The 22,840-nt window shown below is 68.5% G+C and carries 14 protein-coding genes; 5 read left to right on the top strand and 9 right to left on the bottom strand.

Going from position 1 to position 22,840, the window contains the following annotated elements:
• Nucleotides 1–51 precede the first annotated feature (51 nt).
• The 8 genes from ASG29_RS06340 to araD1 form a co-directional block, all read right to left on the bottom strand.
• Nucleotides 52–1,605, bottom strand: a complete 1,554-nt coding sequence (locus tag ASG29_RS06340; protein WP_235532802.1) for a glycoside hydrolase family 27 protein — start codon at nucleotides 1,603–1,605, stop codon at nucleotides 52–54.
• Between the two features lie 79 nt (nucleotides 1,606–1,684).
• On the bottom strand, nucleotides 1,685–2,338 hold the full coding sequence (locus tag ASG29_RS06335; protein ID WP_055981806.1) for a GntR family transcriptional regulator: 654 nt from the start codon (nucleotides 2,336–2,338) through the stop codon (nucleotides 1,685–1,687).
• Between the two features lie 61 nt (nucleotides 2,339–2,399).
• On the bottom strand, nucleotides 2,400–3,398 hold the full coding sequence (locus ASG29_RS06330) for a 4-hydroxyproline epimerase (RefSeq protein WP_055981802.1): 999 nt from the start codon (nucleotides 3,396–3,398) through the stop codon (nucleotides 2,400–2,402).
• Nucleotides 3,399–3,596: 198 nt separating this feature from the next.
• On the bottom strand, nucleotides 3,597–5,162 hold the full coding sequence (locus ASG29_RS06325; RefSeq protein WP_055981798.1) for a family 43 glycosylhydrolase: 1,566 nt from the start codon (nucleotides 5,160–5,162) through the stop codon (nucleotides 3,597–3,599).
• 1 nt (nucleotide 5,163) lies between these two features.
• Nucleotides 5,164–6,876, bottom strand: coding sequence for a DUF885 domain-containing protein (locus ASG29_RS06320; protein WP_082515792.1), 1,713 nt, complete (start codon nucleotides 6,874–6,876; stop codon nucleotides 5,164–5,166).
• A gap of 101 nt (nucleotides 6,877–6,977) precedes the next feature.
• Nucleotides 6,978–9,338, bottom strand: a complete 2,361-nt coding sequence (locus ASG29_RS06315; RefSeq protein WP_055981793.1) for a glycoside hydrolase family 127 protein — start codon at nucleotides 9,336–9,338, stop codon at nucleotides 6,978–6,980.
• A gap of 78 nt (nucleotides 9,339–9,416) precedes the next feature.
• Nucleotides 9,417–10,343 (bottom strand): Gfo/Idh/MocA family protein, encoded by a 927-nt coding sequence (locus tag ASG29_RS06310; RefSeq protein ID WP_200932388.1) that lies wholly within the window; start codon nucleotides 10,341–10,343, stop codon nucleotides 9,417–9,419.
• Nucleotides 10,340–11,320, bottom strand: a complete 981-nt coding sequence (gene araD1 / locus ASG29_RS06305) for an AraD1 family protein (RefSeq protein WP_055981788.1) — start codon at nucleotides 11,318–11,320, stop codon at nucleotides 10,340–10,342. Before araD1 ends, ASG29_RS06310 begins: the two co-directional genes overlap by 4 nt.
• 373 nt (nucleotides 11,321–11,693) lie before the next feature.
• Between araD1 and ASG29_RS06300 the strand changes: the two genes are divergently transcribed.
• Both ASG29_RS06300 and ASG29_RS06295 read left to right on the top strand, forming a co-directional pair.
• Nucleotides 11,694–12,785, top strand: coding sequence for an aldose epimerase family protein (locus tag ASG29_RS06300; protein WP_055982346.1), 1,092 nt, complete (start codon nucleotides 11,694–11,696; stop codon nucleotides 12,783–12,785).
• Between the two features lie 31 nt (nucleotides 12,786–12,816).
• Nucleotides 12,817–14,613, top strand: a complete 1,797-nt coding sequence (locus ASG29_RS06295) for an IlvD/Edd family dehydratase (RefSeq protein WP_055981783.1) — start codon at nucleotides 12,817–12,819, stop codon at nucleotides 14,611–14,613.
• Between the two features lie 45 nt (nucleotides 14,614–14,658).
• Here ASG29_RS06295 and ASG29_RS06290 read toward each other — a convergent pair whose 3' ends face one another.
• Nucleotides 14,659–15,393 carry a FadR/GntR family transcriptional regulator gene (locus tag ASG29_RS06290; protein WP_235532801.1) on the bottom strand — a complete coding sequence of 245 codons (735 nt, stop codon included), beginning with the start codon at nucleotides 15,391–15,393 and terminating at the stop codon, nucleotides 14,659–14,661.
• 154 nt (nucleotides 15,394–15,547) lie between these two features.
• On the opposite strand from ASG29_RS06290, the gene ASG29_RS06285 reads away from it, so the two are divergent.
• From ASG29_RS06285 to ASG29_RS06275, 3 genes are read left to right on the top strand one after another with little or no spacing between them, the layout of a single operon-like run.
• Nucleotides 15,548–17,926 (top strand): S9 family peptidase, encoded by a 2,379-nt coding sequence (locus ASG29_RS06285; RefSeq protein WP_156457906.1) that lies wholly within the window; start codon nucleotides 15,548–15,550, stop codon nucleotides 17,924–17,926.
• A gap of 13 nt (nucleotides 17,927–17,939) precedes the next feature.
• On the top strand, nucleotides 17,940–20,699 hold the full coding sequence (locus ASG29_RS06280; RefSeq protein WP_156457905.1) for a DUF5695 domain-containing protein: 2,760 nt from the start codon (nucleotides 17,940–17,942) through the stop codon (nucleotides 20,697–20,699).
• A gap of 40 nt (nucleotides 20,700–20,739) precedes the next feature.
• Nucleotides 20,740–22,650 carry an Svx/AvrXca family virulence/avirulence protein gene (locus tag ASG29_RS06275; RefSeq protein WP_156457904.1) on the top strand — a complete coding sequence of 637 codons (1,911 nt, stop codon included), beginning with the start codon at nucleotides 20,740–20,742 and terminating at the stop codon, nucleotides 22,648–22,650.
• Nucleotides 22,651–22,840 lie beyond the last annotated feature (190 nt).

Below are 22,840 nucleotides of genomic sequence, written 5' to 3'. Positions count from 1 at the left end.
TACGATATAAAATTAAGCGCGACAAACGGTTTTTGTCCCGCGATGCGCGCATCATCGTCCCGGACCGCGCACCCGCAGCATCACCGCGCCGTGCGCCGGGACGCTGAAGCCGGTGGCGCGCGTCGCGACCGTCGTTCCGCGCCACAGGTCGCGCAACGACGCGAAGCGCGACAGGCCCGCGTCCTGCGGCGTCAGCGTCACCGTGCCGCCCTGCGTACCACGGTTGAACAGCGCCACCGCCAGCGATCTGTCCGCCAGCGGCTTCGTCCAGACCTCCATGTCGCCGTCGCGCCGGACCAGGCGTCCCTGCCGGCCCAGCCGATCCTGGTCGACCGCGATGACCTCGCGATTGCGGAGCAGCGCCAGCGCCGCCGGGGTCGTGGTGCGGAGGTCGTGTCCCATCAGCAACGGCGCCGCCGACATCGCCCACAGCGTCATGTGCGTGGTATATTCGTCGTGGCTCATGCCGCCGTTGCCGACTTCCAGCATGTCGGGATCGTTCCAGCCGCCGGGTCCGGCGTGGCCGAACTTGGGATTCCGGTCGAACCCGATCTCGCTCATCTTCGCATAATCGTCGGTGATGTCCCCGGTCGTGCGCCACAGGTGCCCGCCGACGTCGCGGCCCCAGGACGCGACGTCGAAACGCCCGTATTGGCACAGCGAATAGATGATCGGCCGGCCGGTCGCCTTCAGCGCCGCCCCCATCTCGTAATAGGTACGCTTGACCGTGTCGGCATCGGCATATTGCCACTCACCCGAGCACAGATCGTATTTCAGGTAATCGACGCCCCAGTCGGCGAAGGTCTTCGCATCCTGCTGCACATGGCCATAGCTGCCCGCATAGCCCGCACAGGTCTTCAGGCCCGGCGAACTGTAGATGCCCAGCTTCAGCCCCCTGGAATGGACATAGTCGGCCAGCGCCTTCATGTCCGGGAACTTGGCGTTGGGTTGCAGCACGCCGTTCGCGTCGCGAGTCCCCTGCCAGCCGTCGTCGATGTTGACGTAGACGTAGCCGGCATCGCGCAGGCCGGACGACACCATCGCGTCGGCCATCGCGCGGATCGTCGCGTCGTCGATATGCTCGGCGAACTTGTTCCAGCTGCTCCAGCCCATCGGCGGCGTCGGCGCCAGGCCGTCGGGCGCGATCACGCGCATCGGCGGCAACGGCACCTCGCGATAGGTGAGCGCGGCATATTCCTGCGCGCTTGCCGGGCGACCGACCTGATCGACGCGCGATTCCCAGATGCCGCCGACCAGCCGGATGCCGCCGTCCACCAGCGTGGCCGTCCATCGCCGGACCGGCACGCCGCGCTGGTTGATGTTGCGGATGTCGAAGCTCAGCACGTCACCGGCCAGCGTCACGTTACTCATCGGCATCGCGCCATACCAGTCGGACGTGAGCTGCCCGCTGAAGCCGCCCGCGGCGTCGCGCCGCACCTCGAACAGGCGGACCCCCGGGTTGGGCGACGGCGTGTCGAACACGATCCTCATGTCGGCGAACGGAGCCGCGGTCGGCGCGGGCGCCGTTGCCGCCACCTGCGCCGCGGCCGGCACGCCGGCAAGCGTCGCGGACGTCAGCAGGGCGAGGGCATGGGTCAGGCGCACGTCGGAATCTCCCCGGAAGAATTATTCGGCGATGGCGGATCGCATCGACGGCGGCGCCACGTCGCCACCGCCCGGACGGTCAGACCGGCGTCGCGCCGAACTGCGCGCGAAGATCGTACAACGTCCCGCGGATATGCTCGCCCAGCAACGTGCTCAGCCGCTCCGCATCGCGGGCCATCCACGCGTCGATCAACTTCTTGTGCTCGACATGCGCGCGCGCGTTGCGGCCCGCGGGCTTGAGATGCGCGATCACGTAGCGTTCGGCCAGGATCGACAATCGCTCCACCATCTGCGTCGTCAGCAATCGCCCCCCAGGCCGGACGAGCGCGGTATGGAAGTCGCGGTTGCGGATCGCGACGTCGCCGAGGTTGTCGTTGGCCGCGCGGTCGAGCGCTTCGAACGCGTCCAGCGCGATCCGGCGGTCCTCGTCGGTCGCCACGGTGGCGGCGTAGGCGGCCGCTTCCGGCTCGATGTTCAAACGTAGTGCGTAGATCTCGTCCACCTCGGCCGCCGACATGCCGCGCACGAAATAGCCGCGGTTGGCCAAACTGGTCAGCAGGCCCTCCTGCTCCAGCCGGGCCAGCGCCTCGCGCAGCGGAATCTTGCTCACGCCCAGGTCGTTGGCGAGCGCATCCTGCCTGATCGGCAGGTCCTCGGGCAGCTTGCCGGTGACGATCTGGTCGCGGACGATGTCGAAGACCCGCTCGGACAGCGTACGAATGACGATGCTCATGATAGGCGCACTCCCTGTCGCACGCCGGCGATGCCGGGCGTCATTGCATGACCGGCGTGGGTCATGTCACCTGGAATCCCTTCCAGAAAGGATCGGCGCGATCGATCCAGATCGTGTTGAACCCGGTCGCGGTCGCCTCACCCTCGATCGACGGAATGATCGCGACCTTGTCCCCGACCGACGTCGCCGATTCGACGCGCCCGGTGAAGCGGCTGCGGATGTAGCTTTCCTGGACGAAGCGCGCGCCAACGCCCAGCTTGCCCTGGGCCACCAGATGCGCCAGCCGCGCGGACGTGCCGGTGCCGCACGGCGACCGGTCGATCGCCTTCTCGCCATAGAAGACCGCGATGCGCCCGTCCGCATCGTCGCCGCTCGGCCGATCGGTCCACAACACGTGGCTGACCCCCCGGATCGTGGGGTCGAGCGGATGCACGGGTTCGTAGACGGCACGAACCGCCTCGCGCACGCGTGCGCTCAATTCGATGATCCGGGCCGCGCCCAGGTCGTCCAGCCCCATGTAGCCGCCCTGCGGCTCGACGATGGCGTAGTAATTGCCGCCATAGGCGACATCGACGTCGAGCGGCCCGATGCCGTCCACGTCGATCGCGATGCCGGTCCGCGCGACGAAGGCCGGGACGTTGGTGATCCGCACCGACGTCACCTTGTCGCCGTCCGTCGTGTAGACGATGTCGATCACGCCGGCGGGAACCTCGACCCTGAGCCTGCCCGGTTCGGACGGTACGATCAGTCCGTGTTCCAGGCCGAAGGTGACGATGCCGATCGTACCGTGTCCGCACATCGGCAGACAGCCGGACGTCTCGATGAACAGGATGCCGATATCGGTATCGGGCAGCGTCGGCGGGTAGAGGAAGCCGCCCGACATCATGTCATGCCCGCGCGGTTCGAAACACAGGCCGGTGCGAATCCAGTCGAACCGCGCCAGGAAATCCTGCCGCCGTTCGGACATCGACGCCCCCTTCAGCAAGGGTGCGCCGCCGGCGACCAGCCGTACGGGGTTGCCCGCCGTGTGGCCGTCGATGCAGAAGAAGGTGTGCCGCATGTACCGGACCCGTCAGGCGGCTCGCAGGCGGGACGCGGCGTCGCAACCGAACCGCTGCCATAAACCTGCCGCCTGCTCACCCGTCATGCCGTGCGATCCCTTCATGACGCATACGGTATACGATTCTTTCTTGCACTGCAACAGGGGAGATCGGCGCGGGTCGATCATCCGCCGTCGTGCCGGGATCTCCCTTCCCCTTCACCCACACGGTGCGATGGCGCTCCCGCGACCGGGCGTCACCGGACGCGCGGCCGTCGGTGCCAGGACCTGCCACTCCTGCACCGCGACGGCGGCGTTGGTGCCGTTCGCGGCGGAGGCGTCGAACGTCGCGCGGACGCACCGCGTCGTGACCGGCGCGAAACTGGTGTCCTGATACGCCCCCGGCGTGGTGCCGTAGCCGGACGCCCCGGTCATCGGCTTCCACGCCTTCGTTCCCGAATCCCAATATTCGATCCGCCAGCCCCTGGGCGGTGCCACGCCGACGCCGGATCCGGCGGGCTGGTCGGCATGGAACCATATCCGCGACCCGTTGATCGTCACCGGCTTCGCCCAGCGATATTCGATCCAGCTTCGCGCCGGCATCGCGCCGTTCCAGTTGCCCCACATATCGGGCGGCAGCGGCGCGTTCTTGACGATCCCGTCGTTCAGCGCCCTGATCCAATATTGCACCGGAATCGGTTCGTTGGAGGCGGCGGCGACCGCCGCGCCGGCCACGTTGCGCGTCGCCGCCGCCGCCGGCTGGGGCAGCCGCGTCGGCACGACCATACGGATTCGCGCCGGCGTCACGCTGTCGTCCCACTCGATCCGGTCGAGCGCCACCGAACGGCGGAAATGCCCGCCGCCCGCGGCGTCGGCGGTGTGATAGGCGAGATACCACTTGCCCTTGAACGCGACCGCGCCGGGGTGCGACGTCGTCGAGGACACGGGCTTAAGCATGACGCCGCGATAGGTCCACGGCCCCATCGGCGACGTCGCGGTGCTGTAGGCGATACAGGCGTGATAGACCGCGGGGGTGCAGGCCGAATCCGGACCGGCATTGTTCGCCGCGTAGAGCAGGTAATAGGTGCCGTTGCGCTTCATCAGCCACGGCGCCTCGAAGAACCCGTCCACGCCATCGATGCGCTTCTGCGTGCCCCTGGTCGTGACCATGTCGCGTTCGAGTTCGATCGCACGCATCTGGCCGAACGTGCCCCAGTACAGATACACCCGCCCATCGTCGTCGACCAGGACGCTGGGATCGATGTTCTGGATGTCGTTGGGCTGCGGCGTCCGTTGCGACACGATCGGGCCGGCCGGGTGCGCGTCGGTCCAGGGGCCGACCGGCGTGTCGGCGACCGCCACGCCGATCGCGAACCGGTCCTTGGCCGCGCCCCCGCGCTCCAGGACGGGGGCGTAGAGATAGAATTTGCCGTTCGCTCCCTTGACGATCTGCCCGGCGTAGGCGCGGCCCGGCTCGGCCCATTCGAACACGGCCTCGGGCCGGGCGATGGCGGGATGATGCGTCCATTTCCCCGACGCCGGATCCGTCGTCGACAGCAGCTGCCACTCCTTCATGATGAAGTCGTTGACGTCGGCAGGCGCCTCGTCGCGACCGGCCAGGATCCACAGCGTGTCACCGTCGACCAGCGGTGCCGGGTCGGTCGAGTAATAGCGTCCGTCGGACAGGATCGGGTTCCCCTTGCTCACGACCGGCGTGCCCCGCTGGGCGGGGGCGGCGGCGGACAGGGCGAGCAGGCACGCCGCGGGGATCAGGCCAGGCTTCATGTCACTCCTCGTCGGGATAGGGGCCGCGACCACCGTCGGCGATCAGGCGGTCGATGCGACGGTCGATTTCCGGCAACGGCACCGAACCGAGTTCGAGCACGGCGTCGTGAAAGGCGCGGATGTTGAACTTCGGCCCCAGCGCCTTCTCGGCCCGGGCGCGCGCGTTCTGGATCGCCAGCTGGCCCATGTAATAGCTCAGCGCCTGTCCCGGCCACGCGATGTAGCGATCGACCTCGGTCGTCACTTCGTGATCGGCGAGCGCGGTGTTGTCGCGCAGGAACGCCTGCGCGCGCTCCCGCGTCCAGCCCTGGCTGTGGATGCCGGTATCGACCACCAGTCGCGCCGCGCGCCACATCTGGTAGCTCAGCATCCCGAACACCTCGTACGGTGTCGCGTACATCCCCATCTCTTCGCCCAGCGCCTCGCAATACAGCGCCCATCCCTCGCCATAGGCCGACAGATAGGCGTCCCGCCGGAACGGCGGCAGGGCGGTGTTCTCGGCCGCCAGGGGCATCTGCATCGCATGGCCGGGCGCGCTTTCGTGCAGCGTCAGCGCGGGCAGCGAATACAGCGGGCGCGCGGGCAGGTTGTACGTGTTGACCAGGTAGATGCCCGGCCCGCCCCGCCCCCCGGTGTAGAACGGCGCCAGATCGTCGGGCACCGGCTTTATCGCGAAGCGGCTCCGCGGCAGCCGCCCGAACCACGTCGACGCCTTGCCGTCGAACGTCTTGGCCAGCCATGCCGCACGGTTCAGCAACTCCTGCGGCGTTGTCGCGTAGAATTGCGGATCGGTGCGCAGGAACGTCAGGAACGCGGGCAGGTCGCCCCTGAACCCCACCTGCCGCATCACGGTCAGCATCCGCGCGCGGATCTTCGCGACTTCGGCCAGGCCGATCGCATGGACCTGCTCGGGGGTCAGGTCGCGCGTGGTGAACTCGGCGACCTTCGACCGGTAGTACGCCTTTCCGTCGGGCAGCGCGTGGGCCGCGATCGTCGTGCGCGCGCCGGGGATATACTCGGTACGCAGGAACGCGAGCAGGCGGGCGTGCGCGGGTACGACGGCGTCGCGGATCGCCGCCGCGCCCTCGGCCCGCAGCGCGGCCTGCGTCGCTGTCGGGATCGACGCCGGCATCGCGGTGAACGGGGCGTAATAGGGCGATGCCTCGACCGTGGCCGCTTCCGCGACCTGGGCCACGCCGATGTCGCGACCCGTCAGCGTCACGGCCGCGGGTGTGAAGCCGCGCCGCAGACCGGCGCGCATATTGTCGCTCTGCTGGGCGAAATAGCGCGGGATCTCGCGCATCATCGCGATGTAGTTGCGATAGTCGTCCGCGGTGCGGAACGTGCCGCGCGACCATTCCAGGACCTCGCCCCAGAAGCTGGTGTCCGAATTCAGCGGCTTCTCGTAATCGCGATAGCGCTGTTCGGACAGCAGCGCATCGATCTGCCCCTTGTACACCGCATAGTCGACGCGCGCGGCCGGGCTCAGCGCCTCGGGCCGGATGGCGGCGAGCCGGGCCGCGACCTGCGTCCACCGCGCCAGCTTCGCCGCCTGCGTCGCGGGCCCCACGTCGGGCAGCCGCGCGCCCGCGGTGGCGGGGCGATCCTCGCCGGGCGCCTGCTGCCCCTGCCGCCAGGCGTATTCGGAGGTGTACAGCGCCTTGAACTGGGCATCGCCATCCCGCGATACGGAGTCCTGTGCCGCCGCCGGCATCGCGACGATGGCCGCCGTCGCCAGCCCCGCGACGCTGCACGCCGCCACCAGCGTGCGAATTGCATCGCGCGTCGACCGCCCGCCCGGACACGCAGGCGCGGTCACGCCGTCGGGACGGGCTTGGCGGTGAACAGGCGCACGCCGAACACCGGCCCGGCGGTGCTGCGATCATGCGGTACGAACCGGACGCGAATGCGGTCCTTGCCCTTGGTCAGCGCCTGCGCGAGCGGATATTCGACGTCCATGAACTTGCCCGGCCTGTCGTTCGCCAGCCGTTGCGTCGCGACCCTGACGTCGTCGACCAGGATGTCGAAATCCCGACCGCGTTCATCGCCCCAATAGGTCGCTTGCAGGATCAGCGGCCCGGCTCGCGTCTTCAGCGTGAATTCGAAGAAGCCGCCCGACCGCGCGTCGCGGCCGTTGCGCCCGCGATAGCTGACCGGCCAGGATTGCTCGGACGTCAGATCGTGGTCGCGCTCCGGCTGCATCTCGCCCAGGAACATGGTGTCGACCGATCGCGCCGCGATATCCTTCATCCGGGCCTGATCGGCCAGGAACGCCGCCTCCTCGGTCTTCCAGCCGGCATCGGTGAAGCGCTTGAAATACAGCGCGCTGCGGCGATCATACTGGCGATAGAAGGGGACGAACGTCAGGTCGCCCGGACGCACCACGCCCTTCGTCGCGAAGGTCGCGCGCGCCGGATCGACCGGCGTGAACCCCGCCAGCAGATCGGCGCCGACCATCGCCGGTTCGACCCCGGTCCAGTCGCCCTCGCCCGGCCCCAGATCGCCCGCCAGCACCAGCGGTCCGCGCAGGAACGCGATCACGTCCGCATTGCCGGGCGTCGATTCGATCCGCAGGTCGAGCGGCAGCACGATCGCCACGACATCCCCGGCCTTCCATTTGCGCGTCACGATCGCATAACCGCGCTCGACGGCCGGTTCGACCGCCGCGCCGTTGACCGTCACCGCCGCCTTCCCCGCGGCCCAGCCGGGCACGCGCAACGCGATCGAGAAGCGGCCCGGCTTGTCCAGTCTGGCCAGCGTCAGGCGGGATTCGGGTTCGAACGGATATTTCGTGTCGAGTGTCACCTGCGCGCCGCGTGCGGCCCAGGTCGCGTCGACCGGGGTATACAGGTTGACGATCAGCGTCCCGTCCCCCTCCCACAGCACTGAATCGCCGTGCTTGGCATGGCTTTCCATGCCGGATCCGACGCAGCACCAGAAACCGTCGTCGGCCACGGTCGAATAGCCGCGCGTCGCGCCGCTCATCAACGGCGTCATGTAGGTGAAGCCCGCCGTCTTGGGATCCTGCGCCGCCATCACATGGTTCAGGTGCGCGCGTTCGTAATAATCGAACAGCGCGCCGTCCGGCTGCCAACCGTACAGATGACGCGCCAGCTTCAGCATGTTGTAGGTGTTGCAATGCTCGCACGTCGCTTCGGTGATGTGGTCGGCGATCGTGTCGGGCGGCGAGAAATATTCGCGATCCGAATTGCCGCCGATCACATAGCTGTGATGCTTCGTCACCGTGTCGAAGAAGAACCGCGCGGCCTTGCCCGGCGCCTCCTTGCCGGTCAGCTCGTGCAGGCGCGCCAGGCCGATCAGTTTGGGCACCTGGGTGTTGGCGTGGAAGTTCGCCAGCTTGTCTTCGCCCGCCACCAGCGGGTCCAGCACGCGCCGATCGTACAACCGCTCGGCGACCACCAGCCAGCGCCGGTCGTTGGTGCGCGCATAGAGTTCGGCGAAGCTTTCCGTCAGTCCGCCGTATTCGCAGCCGAGCATCGTCTGCATCTGGTCGTCGTTCAGCGCGGCGAACGTCCTCTCGAAATAGCCGCCCAGCCCCTTCGACACCGCCAGCGCCGTGGGATTGCCCCAGGCGGCGTGGACGTCGAGCAGACCGGCGAACAGCTTGTGCACCGTATAGAGCGGCGCCCACGACCCGTTGAGATCGAACCCGCCCGAGCGGATGTCGCCCTTCATGATCTCCGGGAAGATCTCCTCGCCGTCGACGATCGTGCCGTCCTTCCGCTTGCGCCCGAGGCCACCGACATAGCCGGTCCCGCGCCTGGCCTGCGCCTCGGCCAGTTCGTCGACGATATAGTCGGCGCGGCGACGCATCTCCGCATCGCCCGTCTGCTGATGGGTCAGCACCAGCGCGGTCAGATAATGGCCCAGCGTATGGCCGGAGATCGTATCGCTTTCCCACCCGCCGTAGATCGGCGCCTTCGGGTCCAGCCCGGCATATTTGCGGAAATTGTGCAGCAGGCGGTCGGGCTGCAACCGGTGCAGGTACAGGCGATTGGCCTCGACCGCGGTGGCATAGTCGGACGGACGCAACCGCACGGCCGACAGCGGCAGCGGCCGCGCCTTCGCCGGCAGGCGCGACGCCGCCGCCCCCAGTGCGCGGCCGGTCGCCGCGGCGGATCCCGATGCCAGCGCCACCGCCACGGCTCCGAGCATCAATTCACGACGGCTGCTATGGACCACAGGCACTTCTCCGGAATACTGTATACGATAATGTCGAAACTGCCGCCGCTGTCAATCGTCGAACGGCGCGACCGGTACATGGCGCGCACGAAGGAACGCGTCGGCCACCAGCCGCAGCGGGCTGCGATCGGTGTCGCTGGCCTTGGCGCGGATCAGGTCGGCGAAATGCGCATACAGGCGGGGATATTCGGCCTCCGCCGGCAGCGACTGGTCCTCGCCCGCGATGCGTAGCGCCGCGCCGCCGCGTTCCAGTTCGAGCCGGCCGTCCGCCGTTTCGACCGAAATGTCCCAGGTCTGCGGGCCGGTCTGGCGCCAGTCGAAGACGACCGAGATCGGCGCGCCGTCCATGTCGACCAGCGTCAGGTCGGCCGCGATCGGCGCCGCCCGGTTGCTCGGAACGTCCAATGTACCGCCGCGCAGCACGATATGCCCGGGCAGGATGTGCGTCGCGATCGACAAGGCGTTGATGCCCGGATCGAACACGCCCAGGCCGCCCGGCTCCCAGATCCATCGTTGTCCGGGATGCCAGCGCCGGACATCCTCTTTCCACACGATCGCCGCGGACAGGATCCTGCGCGAGGACAGCCACGCCCTGGCCGGCGCCACGCCCGGCGCATAGCGCGAGTGCCACGCCGCGAACAACGTCGTGCCCGTCGCGGTCGCCATGCGGACCAGCCCCTCGCACTCCGCCATCGTCGCACCCGGCGGCTTTTCCAGCAGCACGTGCTTGTTCGCGCGGATCGCGGTCAGCGCGGCGTCGTAGCGCGCCTGCGGCGGCTGGCACATCGCGACGGCGTCGACCGCGATGTCGGACGCCAGCAGGTCGTCGATCGTGCGGAACACCGGAACGCCGTCGACGCCGCCCTCGAGACTGGCGGCGGCGACGAGGTCGAAGTCCGGCGACGCGGCGATGGCGGGCAGGTGCTGGTCGTGCGCGATCTTGCCCAGGCCGACGACGGCGATGCGAAGCGTCATCAGATCGCCTTGACGACGACGGCCACCGGCGCGGCGCGGCCGATCGGGTTGCGCACCGGCAGGCGGAATGGTGCGGCGGTGATTTCGAACACGTCGCCCTCCTGCGTGGTCACCCCGTCGCTGAACGACAGCGTGGCGGTGCCGAAGAAGTGGACGTGCACGTCGCCGGGGCGACGGAATCCGGGATATTTGAAATGATGGTGTTCCAGGTTGGCCAGGCTGTGCGACATGTTCGCCTCGCCCGACACGAACGGCTTTTCCCAGATCGTCGCACCGTCGCGCAGGATCCGGCTCGTCCCCGCGACATGGGCGGGCAGGTCGCCGAGCAGCAGTTCCGGCCCGAGCGCCGCCGGTCGCAGCTTCGAATGCGCCAGCCACAGGTAATTGCCGCGTTCGGTGACGTGGTCGGAGAATTCGTTGGCCAGCGCATGGCCCAGGCGCACGGGCGTCCCGTCGGCATCGATCAGGTAGATACCCGCCAGTTCCGGCTCCTCGCCCGCGTCCAGCGCGAAGTCCGGCGAGGGGATCGCCGCGCCCGGCGCGATCAGCGCCGCGCCGTCGCCCTTGTAGAACCATTCCGGCTGGGCGCCGACCGTGCCCGCCTCGGGCTTGCCGCCCTCGACACCCATCAGGAACATCTTCATCGAATCGGTCTGGTGCGCGGCCTCGTCCATCGCGCGGTGCATCTTGTCGCGCCCTTCGGCCGAGCCGAGATGGGTCAGGCCCGTCCCGGTCATCAGCAGGTGCGCGGTGTCGGGATGGTCGATCGGGCCGAGCAGCGTGACGGCCGACAGGTCGATCTGCGTCCCGGCCCCGGCCCGTGCCACCATGTCCGCCAGGGTCGTACCCGCCGCCAGCGCGCGCTGCGCCAGGTCGAGCGTGGTCGTCGCATCGTCCACGCGGCGCGCGATGCCGTCGGCACCGATCGCGGCGACGCCGCGCGTCGCGCCGTCGCGAAACTGTACCAGGGAAATCGTCATGTCGGTCCTCTCGCAGGTCGCGGACCCGCCCGGCGACGGCTGTGCCGTTCGCAGTGCGGGCCCCGGGCAGTCAGGCGAAGTCGGCCGAAGCGTCGATCCGACGCGCCACGCCCGCCGATCGCATTTTCTTCGCCTGATCGTCTGACAGTATACTATCGGACGCTATATCATGCGCGAGGGTGAGGCAAGATAGGTCGTGATGTTAGGCGCGCGACATAGCCGATCGGACAGTCTTCCCATTTTCCAATGTATGAGTGTATACGAACGTAGGATGGCCAAGTTGGGGGAGAGTTCGATGCGAGCGAAGGCACGAGGCGCGTCGGCGCTATGGCGCGTCGTGGGAGGCGCGGTGGTCGGCACGGCGCTGGTGACGATGGCGACCCCGGCATCCGCCGCTACCGCACAGCGCGCCGGGTTCGGGCGGCTGAAGGACGGCACCGTCGTCGACGCCGTCACCCTGTCGAACGCGCGCGGCACCAGCGCGCGGATCATCGCTTATGGTGCCACGCTGCAATCGCTGAAGTCGCGCGACAGGGCGGGCAAGGTCGCCGACGTGGTGCTCGGCCACGACGATCTGGCGGGCTATGTCGACACGCCCAATTATTTCGGCGTCACCGTCGGCCGCTACGCCAACCGCATCGCCGGCGGCACCTTCCGGCTGGACGGTCACACCTATCAGCTGACCCGGAACGACAAGACCAATTCGCTGCACGGCGGCACCCGCGGTTTCGACCGGCAGTTGTGGCGCATCGTGTCAGTCAGATCGGGGCCGAGCGCCAGCGTGACGCTGGCCCTGACCAGCCCGGACGGCGACCAGGGCTACCCCGGCAAGCTCGACGTCACCGTTACCTACGCGCTGGACGACAATGGCGCGCTGACGATCGATTTCGATGCGAAGACCGACAAGCCGACCGTCGTCAACCTGACCAACCATGCGATCTTCGACCTGGGCGGCGAAGGCTCGGCGAACGGCATCCTGGGCCATCGCCTGATGATGCCCGCGTCACGCTACACCCCCGTGGACGTCAGGCTGATCCCGACGGGCGAGAGGAAGCCGGTGGCCGGCACCGTGTTCGACTTCACCCGCGGCCGCACGATTTCGAACGGCATTCGCGACGGGCGGGATCCGCAGATCGTCGCGGGCCGCGGCTACGACCATAATTTCGTGATCGACGCCGGACTGACCGCGCAGCCCAAGCTGGCCGGGCGGCTGTCCGATCCGGTGTCGGGCCGGGTCTTGGAGGTGTGGAGCACCGAGCCCGGATTGCAGGTCTACACCGGCAATTTCCTCGACGGTACGCTGGTCGGCAAGTCGGGGCATCTGTACCGCATGGGCGACGGCATCGCGCTGGAGCCGCAGAAGTTTCCCGATACGCCGAACCAGCCGGCATTCCCCTCGGCCCGCGTCGACCCGGGCAAGCCCTATCACCACCGCATGATCTATCGCCTGACCACGGCGCGCTGATCCCCTTCCCTGACCGAAAGCCTGCGATCCGATGTCCGACACCCCCGCCCCGAAGCTCCGCTCGCGCGCCTGGTTCGACAATCCCGACAATATCGACATGACCGCGCTGTACCTCGAACGGTATCTGAACTTCGGGTTGAGCCTGGACGAACTGCGATCGGGCAAGCCGATCATCGGCATCGCGCAGACCGGCAGCGACCTGTCCCCCTGCAATCGCCATCATTTGGTCCTCGCCGACCGGTTGCGCGACGGCATCCGCGAGATGGGCGGAATCCCGTTGGAATTCCCGGTCCATCCGATCCAGGAGACCGGCAAGCGACCGACCGCGGGGCTCGACCGCAACCTGGCGTACATGGCGCTGGTCGAGGTCCTGTACGGCTATCCGCTCGACGGCGTGGTGCTGACGATCGGATGCGACAAGACGACGCCGGCGTGCCTGATGGCGGCGGCGACCGTGAACATCCCGGCCATCGCCTTGTCGGTCGGCCCGATGCTGAACGGCTGGCACAAGGGCGAGCGGACCGGATCGGGCACGATCGTGTGGAAGGCGCGCGAGCTGCTGGCGACGGGCGCGATCGACGACGAGGGCTTCATCAAGCTCGTCGCCTCGTCCGCGCCGTCGACCGGCTATTGCAACACCATGGGGACGGCGACGACGATGAATAGCCTGGCGGAAGCGCTGGGGATGCAGCTGCCCGGATCCGCCGCGATCCCGGCGCCCTATCGCGACCGCCAGGAGGTCGCCTATCTGACGGGCAAGCGCATCGTCGACATGGTTCGTGAGGATCTGAAGCCCAGCGACATCCTGACGCGCGACGCGTTCCTGAACGCGATCGTCGTCAATTCGGCGATCGGCGGATCGACCAACGCGCCGATCCACCTTGCCGCGATCGCGCGCCATGTCGGGGTCGACCTGGCCATCGACGACTGGCAGACGCACGGCCACAAGGTGCCGTTGATGGTCAACCTGCAACCCGCCGGCGAGTATCTGGGCGAGGATTATTACCACGCCGGCGGCGTTCCCGCGGTCGTCGCCGAACTGATGAAGCAGGGCCTGATCCACGAGGATGCGATCACCGCGAACGGCCGGTCGATCGGCGACAATTGCCGCGATGCGACGATCGAGGACGACCGCGTCATCCGCCCGTTCGCCACGCCGCTGAAGGAGGATGCCGGCTTCATCGTGCTGCGCGGCAACCTGTTCGACAGCGCGATCATGAAGACCAGCGTCATCAGCCGCGAATTCCGCGACCGCTATCTGTCCGATCCGGACGATCCGGACGCGTTCGAGGGGCCGGCGGTCGTGTTCGACGGACCGGAGGACTATCACGCCCGGATCGACGACCCCGCGCTGGGCATCACCGATCGCCACCTGCTGTTCATGCGCGGCGCCGGCCCGATCGGCTATCCGGGTGCCGCCGAGGTCGTCAACATGCGCCCGCCAGCCTATCTGATCCGCGAAGGTGTCCACGCCCTGCCCTGCATCGGCGACGGGCGGCAATCCGGGACCAGCGGCAGTCCGTCGATCCTGAACGCCAGCCCAGAGGCGGCGGCGATGGGCGGCCTGGCGCTGATCCGCACCGGCGACAGCGTGCGGATCGACCTGGCGCGGGGGACCGCCGACGTGCTGATCGACGCGGAGGAACTCGCCGCGCGTCGGCAGACGCTGATTCAGGACGGCGGCTATGCCTATCCCGCCTCGCAGACGCCGTGGCAGGAGATGCAGCGGTCGGTGGTCGGCCAGATGCAGACCGGCGCGATCCTGGAAGGCGCGGAAAAGTATCAGCGGATCGCGCAGACCCGGGGGCTGCCGCGCGACAACCACTGATGTCGCTCGCCGACTGGGGCGAGCGGGATCGGCGATCGGCCGACGTCAGTCTTCGCTCATCGAAATCTCGGTGTCGATCAGCGCGAGCCTGAGCAGTTCGCGCATCGCGTCCCCCGCCCCGGCGGCGTCCCCCCGCGCGATCGCCTCGTGCAGCGCGCGATGGTCGGGGATCGGGTCGCGGGGCAGCGCGCGCTTGCGCTGCTTGAAGATCGTGGTCCAGGCGATGGCGGCCATGATGGTGCTGGACAGTGCGATGATCGCTTCGTTGCCCGTGGCCTCCAGCATGACGGTATGAAACCGCTGGTCGGCGGCGCGACCGACCTCGCCGGCCAGGCTGTGCTGCGCCATCACGTCCAGCGCCTCGCCCATCTCCGCCACCTGCGCGTCGCTGCGGCGCAACGCGGCGAACGCCGCCGCCGACGGTTCCACGACCATGCGCAGTTCGAACAGGTCGCGCAGGAATTGCAGCGTGGGTTCCGCCTCGAACTGCCAGGCCAGCAGGTCGGGATCGAGCAGGCTCCACTCCCGGCGGGGATTGACCCGCGTCCCCGCCTTCGGCCGACTGTCGACCAGGCCCTTGGCCGCCAGGATGCGGAACGCCTCGCGCAGCGCCGATCGCGAAATGCCCAGTTGCGCGCTATATTCGATCTCGCCGGGAAACAGGTGACCCTGTGCCAGGTCGCCGCGCAGGATCCGTACCGCCAGTTGCTGTGCCAACGAACCCTGCACGCGCAGCCGGTTCCGCCCCGGCGATCGCAGCGCGAATGTCCGATCCGACATATAATCGTTCATCTCGCGACACTTGCAGGTTTCCCGCAGCCAGAACAATCGTTTTGCAGCGACATCTGACTATATACCGTATAATATCGTTGACGCCCGTCCGGCCGATTGGTTTAACTGGGTGCGCAGGAGTAGGCCCGTGACCGTTCGGACGATGTCGATGTTTCTGGTGGCGGCGGCCTGTGCGGCCGAGGGCGGTCCGGCCCATGCGTCGTCACGGCCACGCCCCGCGGCAACTGTCGCCCCCCACGCCGCCGCGCCCGCCGCGCCCGCCCCGCTGCCGCCGATCGAGGAACGCTATCGCCGGGCGGACCTGTACCTGGGCGGCAATCTGGACACGCTGGTCGCCAATCGCGATCTGCGCGCGCGCTTCGACCGGGACGGCAAGGGCGTGTTGTTTCGCGGCGGAACGGGGACGGCGCGCACATTGGACTACCTCGACCTCGCCACCGGCGCGACCCGCACGATCGTGACCGAGGCCGCGCTGGCGGCGTCGTTGTCGACCGCGACCGGCCGGACGATCCCCGCCGCCGACCTGTTCGTCGGCCAGCCCGACTATATCCCCGATACCGATACGCTGGAATTCGGTGCCGATGGCAGGCGCTGGACGCTGCGCGCTGACGGGACGCTGGCGGAATCGACGACCGGCGACCCCCTCGGCGCCACCGGCCTGTCGCCCGATGGCCGGTTCCGCGTCGTCGCGCGCGACTTCAACCTGGTCGCGCAGGAGGTGAAGACCGGGCGCGAGGTCGCGCTGACCACCGACGGCACGCGCGAACAGCCCTATGGCCGCGGCGTACCGCAACTGCCCGAGATCCTGAAGCAGGGCATTGAGGATCCGGTGATGCCGGTATCGGTCCGCTGGTCGCCGTTCGGCAACCGCATCCTGACGTGGCGGCTCGACACGCGCGGCGTCGTCCCGCTGTCGATGACGCAGGAGAACCCGCCCGGCAGCCTCTATCCGCGCAGCTTCCGCTATATCTATCCGCTCGCCGGTGCCGCACGGCTGCCGATGATGTCGCGGCTGGCGATCGACGTCGCGGCGGCGCTGAAGAAGGGCAAGGCGACGATCGTGCCCGTCGCGGTCCCGCCCGAGGCGATGCTGTATCCGTCGGAACCCGACATGGGCTGGATCAGCGAGGATGAGGGACGGCTGGTCTGGACCGAACGCGGTTACGGACAGCAGATCGTCTATCGCTTCGCCGCCGCGACCGGCGCGGCGACGGTGATCGCGCGCGAGGCGATCAAGCCGGTCGTGACCGTGACGTCCAGCGCGCTGATCCCGGTGCCCGACCTGGGCGGCGAACTGTCGATCTCCGAACGGTCGGGCTGGGCGCAGCTCTATCTGGTCACGCCCGACGCCCCCGATGGCGGCCACCCGCTGACGCGGGGGGAGTGGGAGGTCGTCTCGGTCGATCACATCGATCCGGTGCGCCGGTCGATCCTCATCACCGGCGTGGGCCGGGAAAAGGACCGCAATCCCTATTGGCGCGCGCTGTACCGGGTGACGCTGGACGGCAGCCAGCCCGTCCTGCTGACGCCGGAGCCGCTGGAGCACGAGATCACGCTGTCGAACGACGGCCGCTACGCGATCGACGCGATGTCCAGTCCGACCGTGCCGACGCGCGTGGTGATCCGCGATACCGAGACGGGCCGCATCCTGCGCGACATCAGCCGCGCCGATCCCGGCCCGCTGTTCGCGGGCGGCTTCACCGCGCCCGAACCGTTCCGGGGCGTGGCCGCGGACGGCAGGACGCCGATCTACGGCATGATCCTGCGGCCGGCCAATTTCGATCCGCGCCGCCGCTATCCGGTCATCGACAACGTCTACACCGGGCCGACGACCACCCAGGTGCCGGCCAGCTGGGCAGAAGCGGTGTCGGCCGTGGGCAACAGCGTGGCGCAGCTCGGCGCGATCGTCGTGATGATCGACGGCCGCGGCACGTCGCGCCGGGGCCAGGCGTTCCGCCTGCCTGCGTTCCAGAACCTGGGCGAGGTCGGGATCGACGACCATATCGCGCTGATCCGCCAGATGGCGGCGCGCTATCCCTACATGGACATCACGCGCGTCGGCGTCTTCGGCGGGTCGGCGGGCGGGTACGACGCCGCGCGCTTCATCCTGCGGCGCCCGGCCTTCTTCAAGGTGGCGGTGGCGTCGTCGGGCAACCACGACCTGCGCCTGGACAAGGCGTGGTGGCCCGAGGTGTCGATGGGTGCCGCCGACGCCGCGACGTGGGAGCGCAATTCGAACATGTCGGTCGCCGCCAACCTGCGGGGCAAGCTGCTGCTGATCCACGGCGACATCGACGACAACGTGCCCGTCACCGAAAGCTATCGGCTGGCCGACGCGCTGATCCGGGCGAAGCGCGACGTCGACCTGGTGATCCTGCCCAACACCACGCATCGCGTCGCGCAGCCGTTCTTCTGGCGCAAGCTGCGCGACTATTTCACCCGCAACCTGCTGGACGAGGCGCCGCCGGCGCTGCTCCCCCTCACCGCGGTTCCCGCCGACGCCAGCACGTCCAAGCCCTGATCGCGAGATGACCATGACCCGCCTTTCCGTTCGCCATCCCCTGCTTTCCACGACGCTGGCGCTGGGGTGCCTGGCGGCCACCGGCTTCGTCGCGACGGCTGGCTGGAGCCAGGAGCGACCCAAGCCCAGGCCGGTCTATCCCCCGATCGCGACCACGCCGTACAGCGTCGGCCAGTTGCGGATCGCCTTGCGCAACGACACCGGCACGCTGGCGCGGATGTCGCCGGCCGGCGATCCGCGGTTCGACTTCACGCCGGGCGGGCGGGAGGCCGAGCGTCAGGGCGACGGCTATGTCCATCTGGGCGACATCAACCTGCGCGTGCGCAGCGGCGGTGGCGCGTGGCAGGACTTCGCCTCGTCCCGCGCGCGCCGTCCGGTCCGCGCGCTGCCCGCGGGTCGCGGCGTCGTCGCCGCGGCCGACATCACCGCCTCGCTGGGCGGGGTTCCCTTGTCGGTCGAGCGACGCTGGGTCGATGTCGGCGGGGTCCTCGCGCTGCGCTTCACCCTCGTCAACCGCGGCACCGCCCCGGTCGAGGTCGGCGGCCTGGGGATGCCGATGGTGTTCGACAACATCCTGATCGATCGCAACCTGGAATCCGCGCACACCCAGGCCAGCTTCGTCGATCCGTACATCGGGCGCGATGCCGGCTATCTTCAGGTCACGCGACTGAACGGCAAGGGGTCGGCGCTGCTGGTGCTTCCCGAACGCAATTCCCCGCTCGAGGCCTATCGCCCGATCCTCCAGGACAAGCACGCGCCCATGGGCGACGTCTTCACCGACAAGTCGCCGCGCGGCCAGACGTCCGAAGGCTTCTACGACTGGACCATCGCCAGCAAGGGCTTTGCCGACCGGGAGTGGAAGGACGCCGACGAACAGTGGAACGTGCCCACCAGCTTCACACTGGCGCCGGGCGCCAGCCGCACGGTCGGCGTCCGGTTCGTCCAGTCGCCGTCGATCCGCGCGATCGAGCGCACGCTGACCGCCAACCGCCGCCCCGTGGCCGTCGGCCTGCCCGGCTATGTCGTCCCGACGGACCAGCAGGCCAGCCTGTTCCTGAACAGCCCGCAGGCGGTGAAGCATATCGCGGTATCGCCGGCGGATGCGCTGACGGTGACACCGGACGGCACCGTCAACGGCTGGCGTCGCTACGCGGTGCGGGCCGGCGGCTTCGGGCGCGCGCGTGTGTCGATCACCTATGCAGACGACAGCGTGCAGACGGTCAGCTATTATGTCACCAAACCGCTCGATCGCACGATGGCCGACATCGGCCGTTTCTCGACCACCGAACAATTCTTCGACGACCGGTCCGATCCGTTCAACCGCGCACCGGCGATCCTGACCTACGACCGCGATGCCGGAAAGATCGTGACGCAGGAACCGCGCGTGTGGATCGCGGGGATGAGCGACGAGGGCGGCGGCGGCGCATGGGTCGCCGCGATGATGAAGCAGCTCGACAATCCCGATCCGGGCGAGGTCGCCAAGCTGGAGCGCGTCGTCGACGAAACCGTCGTCGGCAAGCTCCAGATCGCCGACGGGCCCCGCGCGGGCGCGGTCAGGAAAAGCCTGTTCTACTACGAACCCAAGGACTTCCCCGGCTATTACGACCCGGCGACCAACTGGAAGAGCTGGACGTCGTGGGATCGCAAGCACGCCGAGGATCTGGGCCGCGCCTACAATTACCCGCACGTCGCGATCGGCCATTGGGTATTGTACCGGCTGGCCCGCAACCACGCCGGCCTGGTCAGGACGCACGACTGGCGCTGGTATCTCGACAAGGCGTACCGGACGACCGTCGCGATGATGCGCGACGCGCCATATTATGCGCAGTTCGGCCTGATGGAGGGCGACGTGTTCGTCGACATCCTGAAGGACCTGAAGCGCGAGGGGATGACCGCCGAGGCGACCGCCATGGAAGCGCTGATGAAGAAGCGCGCCGACCATTGGAAATCCGAACCCTACCCGTTCGGCAGCGAGATGCCGTGGGACTCGACCGGCCAGGCGGAAGTCTATGCCTGGATGCGCTATTTCGGGCACCAGCCACAGGCGGACATGACGCGCGAGGTCATCCTGGCCTATGATCCGACGATCCCGCACTGGGGCTATAACGGCAATGCCCGGCGCTATTGGGATTTCCTGTACGGCGGGAAGGTGCCGCGGATCGAACGCCAGATCCATCACTACGGATCGACGCTGAACGCCGTGCCGTTGTTCGACGCCTTCCGCCGGGATCCGACCGACCTCCACCTGTTGCGCGTCGCTTACGGCGGGATGATGGGCGGGATCACGAACATCGACCGGAACGGCTTTTCCTCCGCCGCCTTCCACTCCGCGCCCGACATGCTGAAATGGGACAGCTACACCGGCGATTACGGCATGGGATTCTACGGCCACGCGCTGACCGCCGCGACCTATGTCGTCGACGATCCGACGTTCGGCTGGGTGGGCTTCGGCGGCACGCTGACGCAACGGGCCGGCACCGTGTCGATCGCGCCGCGCGACGGCGCGCGTACCCGGCTGTTCGTCGCGCCGGCGGGAGCATGGGTGACGCTGGAGGCCGGGAAGATCGCATCCGCGAGCTACACGCCGGCCAGCGGCCGGATCACCCTGACGCTGGATCCGGCCACGCCGACGACGCCGACGGCGCGCATCCTCGTCGAACAGACGCGGCCGGACGGCCGCCCCTACGCCGTCGATGGCGGGACGGCGGAACGCGGGGGACAGTCCGTGCGGCTGGGCGCCGCCCCGACCACGATCACGCTGACCCGGCGCTGATCGCATCGCGACCGGATCACGTACACGAAGGAGGACGACGATGACGATGACCAGGCCGCGCGCCCGCTGGGCGACGGCATCGCTGTCCGCGCTCGCGCTGGCGGCGTGCGGCGCCGATGGCCAGACGATCGGCACCGTCACGCCGGCACCGGTCGCGACGCCCGCCCCCAACCCGACCCCGACCCCGACCCCGCCCGCATCGAACGCAGCCTGCGTGCCGGGCACCTTCACCAGCGTCGCAACGTCGGACGCGCAACCCGGCATCCGCTACGAAACCCCGCACTTCGTCTTGCGATGGGACGGCGATGCCGTGTCGCGCACCGCGGCGGAGGCGGCGGGGGCCCATCTCGAATTCGTCTGGGACTATTTCACCGGCACGATCGGGTTCCCGATCCCGTTCTGCGGGTCGGCGACCAAGTACAAGGTCAATGTCGCGATCCGCGAAGGATATGGCCTGACCGGCGGGGCGGACGGCAACGGCAACCCCGGCATCTGGATCGGCCCGGCGGCCGTCGCCGACCGGTTCGGCCTGGCGCACGAACTCACCCACAGCCTCCAGGCGCTGTCCGGCGGCCTGCGGGGGTCGCCGTTCACCGGCTGGCTGTTCGAAAGCCATGCCAACTGGATGACGACGCAGCTCCCCGAATTCCGCAGCGACACCCATTGCTCCATTTTCCTGAAGCAATATCCGCACCTGTACTACGGATCGACGCGTACCCGGTACTGCAACTGGCAGTTCCTGGAGTATATCAAGAACAGGTACGGCTACGGCGCGATCAACGATATCTGGCGCAAGTCGCCCATGAACGGCGATCCGGCACAGGCGACGGCCGATCCGTTCGGCATCCTGATGGCCAACCAGGGCTGGACCCTGGAACAACTGAACGATGCGTTCGGCGACTGGGCGATGCGCAACGCCAATTGGGATTATATCAACCCCGACGGCACCGATCAGGGCGCGATCTATCGCGCGAACTACGGCGGCTACGCGCCGTCGACCGGATCGAGCATCCTTGCCGCGACGATCCTCGATCCGATCGACCTGGCAAACCGGCGCTTCGCCGTGCCCTTCGCCTGGGCGCCGCAGCGCTGGGGCTACAACATCGTCAAACTATATGCCGACGCCGGGGCGAGCAGCGTCCGCGTCGATTTCCGCGGCGTGGTGCAATCCACCCCCGCCACGACGTCGCTGCCCGGGCTCAATGACGAGCCGCCGGTCGTTCCCGCCCCGAATTCGGGATGGCGCTATGGCCTGATCGCGGTCGGCGCCGACGGAAAGGCGCGCTACAGCGCCATGCAGCGCGGGTCGGACGGACACGCGACCATCGCGCTCCGGCCCGGCGACACCGGCCTGTACATGGTCGTCCTGGCGGCCCCGACCGCGATGCAGCAGATCCGCTGGGATCAGCCGTGGTATTCGGTCTATCGCTATCCCTGGATGGCGCAGTTCACCGGCGCGATGCCCGAGAATTTCCAGCCCGGCGCGGTCGTCGTGCCGGGCGGTCGGCGTCATGCCAACGGCGGCGGCTGGGTCGCCGCGGGCGCGACCGTCGCCGCCACCGCCTATGTCGGCCCCTATGCCCGTGTCCTGTCCGGCACGGTGTCCGGCAACGCCAGGATCGAGGACCATGCCGTCGTCGCGGATCAGGCCCAGGTTCTCGGCAACGCCCGGATCGGCGGCCTGACCGTGCTGCGCAAGAATACCGTCGTGCGTGACGACGCGCTGGCGTATCTCAGCTTCCTGGGTCTGGGCGAGTATGAGAACGACATCGTCCTGTCGGGCACCGCCGGCAACATCGGCGACGTCGAACAGCGCGGCGCGTCCTTCTCCCGCGGCTTCTACTACGGTTTCGTCGATCAGGCCGCGGCGACCGATCCCCTGCGCGGCTCCGCACTGACCGCGCCGGTGCGGGAAGTCACGGCGGCGCCGACATACGTCTGGCGTCCCTGATGCGATACGACCGGCGCGGGATGCTATCCCCCGCCGGTCGCGCACCGCTCCTGGTCCGCCCGATCCGGCGCAAGGGGCGGCAGGACGGTCCACGCCCGCCGTGATCCGTCGCCCGTCTACACGCCCGGCACGAACAAAAGCGGGCGACGCCTTCCGGCGCCGCCCTGCTTGCGTTCCGCTTGTCCCACGC

The organism is Sphingomonas sp. Leaf412 (assembly GCF_001425405.1).
Lineage (GTDB): Bacteria > Pseudomonadota > Alphaproteobacteria > Sphingomonadales > Sphingomonadaceae > Sphingomonas.
The sequence above is the reverse complement of the archived record's forward strand: the minus strand, read 5'-3'. Positions and strand labels throughout refer to the sequence as shown.